The organism is Agromyces humi, from assembly GCF_009720255.1.
Lineage (GTDB): Bacteria > Actinomycetota > Actinomycetes > Actinomycetales > Microbacteriaceae > Agromyces > Agromyces humi.
Window position 1 is genome coordinate 1 of the sequence record NZ_WJSP02000351.1, and the last position, 3875, is coordinate 3875.

Genomic DNA, 3875 nt, shown 5'->3' on the forward strand with positions numbered 1-3875 from the left:
GCCGCCGCCGCGGCATCCGTTTCACTTCGATGATCGAAGCGTAAGTCACTTTGATGATCAAAGTCAATGCCGTAGACTCGACGCATGAAGCGAGCCGAAGGGGCACACAGCTTAAGCACTCGAGCGTGCCGCGGCCGATGCCGAGGATGCCGATGCGTCCGCTCCGCACCGCCTCGTCGATGCCGCGCCCGTAGGACAGCGCCGTGTAGAAGCCGCGCGCGAAGGCGATGGCGGCCACGTCGCTGATCGAGAACTGCATCGCGGCGACCGCGCGGATGCCGCTGTGCGCGAGGGCGGCTGCGGTGCCCGAGAACAGGTCGGTGGTGCCGGATGCCGCGGACTGGCACGAGTTGAGCATGACGAGCCGGGGCGTGGGCTCGGCCTCGTCGAGCAGGTCCGCGAGGCTCGACGCCGTCACCTCGTCGGCGCGGCCGTCGCGGCCGACGAACGCAAGCACACCCTCGTCGGTCTCTGCGTCGTACGAGCCGTGGCCGATGAAGTGCAGCACGTGCCACTCCTTCTCGAGGAGCTTCGCGTGCACGCCGTCCCAGGTCACGTCGTCGAGCCATTCGAGCTCCACGCGACCGGAGTCGAGATGGGGGCGCAGCGCCTGTTCGAGGCGCTCGCGCTCGCCGCCGACGTCGAGCGCCGGGAGTCCGCGCGGCGACGCGATCATCCCGAGGATCCGCATGGGCGGCCGGAGGGCGAGCACGGGCGGGGTGAACGCGGCGGGAACCCGCCGCACCAGCGGCTCCTTCCGGCACAGGTAGGCGCCGGTCTCGGCGTCGAAGAGCGTCTCCCACGGCAGCGAGGAGAGCTCGGGCGCGGTCAGGCGCAGGGCGATCTGCACGCTCGTGCCCCGCTCCGAGGCGACGGCGAGGCTCGTGCGGTAGGCCGCGCGCACGTCGCCGCTGAAGGCCGCGTCGAACAGGCGCCGGCCGATCTCCTGCACCGTGGTCTCGGTGTCCGACATCACCCGTCGCGCGGAGACCGACGACGAGAGCACGCTGGCCTCGAGCAGGGGTCGCTGGTCGACGAGCGGGGCCAGGTCGAGCGTCATCGCCCGGGTGGGCTGGCCGCCGCCGACCGACTGCAGCACCCGCACCACGTAGGAGCCTGGCTCAGGGCCGGGCCCGATCTCCAACTCCATCACCGTGTCCATGCGCGCATCCTCGTCGCACCGTGGCGCGACGGCAACCGTGCAGGCACTGGCCGCCGGCTCGGTGCGATTCCGGATGCCTCGGCATCACGGCTCACGGGAGCGCCACCGCATCGTCACGCGGAAGTTCGCAGCGGAACTCGCCGCAGCGACGTAGGCGCCGACCTCGAGGCTGACCTGGATGCCGAACTCGACCTCGAGTTCATCGGGCGCGTCCTCCTGCCCCCGCATCTGCCGCACCAGCGAGGTGACCGCGGGCCGGGCGCGGGCGAGCACCTCGTCGAGGCTCTGCTGCGTGCGCTCGACGACGCGGCCCGGGATGCCGCGGCTGGACACCATTCCCTCGGGGATCCCCCGGAACGTCACGTCCTGCGAGGCGCCGGCGGTGCCACCCGTCTGCGCCGGCGGGACCTCGTCGGCGACCTGGATGGCGACCTCGCCGCCGTCGTCGGTCGTGAAGATCGCGATGCGCTGCATGGCCGCCTCCGGATGTCTGGCTATTGGTTGAGCGTGACGGATGCGCCGAACTCGCCGCTGTTGTCCTGGAGATCGGTGTCGTTGATGCTGAGCTGCAGGTCCCCCTGTGCCGGACACACGTAGGTCGTGCCCGTTCCGACCGGGAAGATCTCGGGGGTGGTGTCGAGCCGGCCGATGACCGATCCCGTGTTCGCGTCGGCCAGCACGCGATCCTCGGGGTGCTCGCCGTTCGTCAGGCCGTCGGGCCCGATCTCCGATTCCTGCGCGGCGTCCAGCCAGCCCCGCCCGGTCACCTCGATCACGAACTCGTCGCCCAGGAGGCAGTAGAGCCCGGCCTCGACCCAGTCTCCGTTGAGCGGCACGACGAGCTCTGCGGTGCTCGCCGAGCCGCCGTCGCCCGAGTCGCCTGGGTCGTCGTCCCCGTCTGCGCCCAGTCCGAGCAGCTCCGGACGCATGGCGACCACGACGGCCGCGGCGATGACGAGTGCGGCGATGACCGCCGCGATCACCCACCACACCCGTTTCGAGGATCGCACAGGCGCCGGCCCAGACGGCGGTGCGCTCTGCGGGTGCGCTGTTCCCTGCCCGGGGACCGGCTCCCAGTTCTGCCGATATCGGTGCCCGGGCAGCGGCGGCTTCGGTCTCGGGTCCCACTTCAGCGGCACCATGTCGAACAGGCGAGCGTCGCCGCGCAGGTACAGCACCGGCGTGACCCACTCGAGCGTGCCCCGCCCCAGGCCGAGGATGCCGATGCGACCGCTCCGCACGGCCTCGTCGATGCCCCGCCCGTTGGTGAGCGCCGCGTAGAACCCGCGGGCGAACGCGAGCGCGGCCGCGTCGCTGATCGAGAACTGCATCGCGGCGACCGCGCGGATGCCGCTGTGCGCGAGCGCCGCGGCCGTGCCCGAGAACAGGTCCGTCGCGCCGGCCGCGCCCGATTGGCAGGAGTTCAGGACGACGAGGCGTGGCGTGGGCTCGGCCTCGTCGAGCAGGTCGGCGAGGGCCGACGCGGTGACGTAATCGGCGCGCCCATCCGGTCCGACGAACGCCAGCACCCCCTCGTCGGTGTCGGTGTCGTAGGTCCCGTGGCCGATGAAGTGCAGCACGTGCCATTCACGCTCGAGGAGCTTCCCGTGGAGCCCCTCCCACGACACGTCCTCCAGCCAGTGCAGCTCGACCCGCCGGTCGTCGATATGCGGTCTCAGGGCTTCCTCGAGGCGATCGCGCTCGTGCTCGACGTCGAGTGTCGGCAGCCCGCGCGGTGACGCGATCATGCCGAGCACCCGCAGCGGGGCCGTGATCTGGAGCCGCGGGGAGGCGGGAGCCGGCACATTCCGGACGAGCGGATCCCTGCGACAGAGGTAGCGCTCGGTCTCGGGGTCGTACAGTGCCTCCCACGGCAGCGCGGCCAGTCCAGGGGCGGTGAGCCGCAGGGCGATCTGCACGCTGTCACCGCGCTCGGCCGCGACGGCCATGCTCGTGCGGTAGGCGCTGGCGACGCTCCCGGTGAACGCCGACTCGAAGAGTCGCCGTCCCACCTCCTGGATGGCGGCCTCGGAGTCCGACATCACCCGGCGTGCGGCGATCGAGGACAGCAGGACATTCGCCTCGAGCTCGGGCCGGCGGCGCAACAGGTCGTCGAGATCGAGCCTGAAGGTCTCACTCGGCTCCCCGCCGCCGACGGACTGGAGCACGCGCACCACGAAGGAGCCCGGGTCGGGACCCGGCCCGATCTCCAACTCCATCACCGCGTCCATGCGTGCATTCTGGTGCGCCGGCGTGGGCACGTCGACAGTGGCACCGCTGACCTCGCGCTGCGGGAGCGTCCGGAACGTCGGGACGGAGAACGCCTCGCAGACGTTCGGTCACTGCACAGGGTACTCCCGAGCCCGCCTGCCTGAACCGGCCGGCGCGGGGGCGGCTCAGTCGACGGCCGCGGCGACCGCGTTGTGCAGCTCGTCGATGTTCACGCCGAACCGGCCGATGCCGCCGCCCACGCTCGTGAGGAGCACGAAGCACACCCCGCGCGACGGCGTGACGGCGAACTCGCTGCCCGCCCACGCGCCGTGGCTGAAGGTGTCGGCGGTGAGCAGTCCGGGCGCCGAGTGCCGCAGGTTCCAGGTGAAGCCCCAGTCCTGGCCGCGCGACTCGGGGTACGGCTCGAGCTTCGGCAGGCCGGCGGTGAGCGGGCGCAGCATGGCGTCGTAGCCCGCCTTCGACACGAGCGACCCGTCGTTGC

Annotated in this window: 3 protein-coding genes and 1 pseudogene; all 4 read right to left on the reverse strand. The window is 71.6% G+C overall.

Features of this window, described 5'->3' with window-relative positions; genetic code table 11:
* A partial coding sequence (locus GH736_RS18800) for a CHAT domain-containing protein (RefSeq protein ID WP_159606074.1) occupies positions 1-1162 on the reverse strand: 1162 nt, incomplete at its 3' end.
* A gap of 84 nt (positions 1163-1246) precedes the next feature.
* Positions 1247-1636, reverse strand: a complete 390-nt coding sequence (locus GH736_RS18805; RefSeq protein ID WP_159606076.1) for a CU044_2847 family protein — start codon at positions 1634-1636, stop codon at positions 1247-1249.
* A gap of 20 nt (positions 1637-1656) precedes the next feature.
* The gene (locus GH736_RS18810; protein ID WP_159606078.1) at positions 1657-3393 is read right to left on the reverse strand and encodes a CHAT domain-containing protein; all 1737 of its coding nucleotides are present in this window, start codon (positions 3391-3393) and stop codon (positions 1657-1659) included.
* A 165-nt stretch (positions 3394-3558) separates the two neighbouring features.
* A pseudogene (locus GH736_RS18815) lies at positions 3559-3875 on the reverse strand (serine hydrolase domain-containing protein); the annotation flags it as partial.

Bases quoted from the DNA above. Each gene is read 5' to 3' on its own strand.
- GH736_RS18810 (WP_159606078.1), bottom strand. From the start codon at position 3,393: ATGGACGCGGTGATGGAGTTGGAGATCGGGCCGGGTCCCGACCCGGGC.
- GH736_RS18805 (WP_159606076.1), bottom strand. From the start codon at position 1,636: ATGCAGCGCATCGCGATCTTCACGACCGACGACGGCGGCGAGGTCGCC.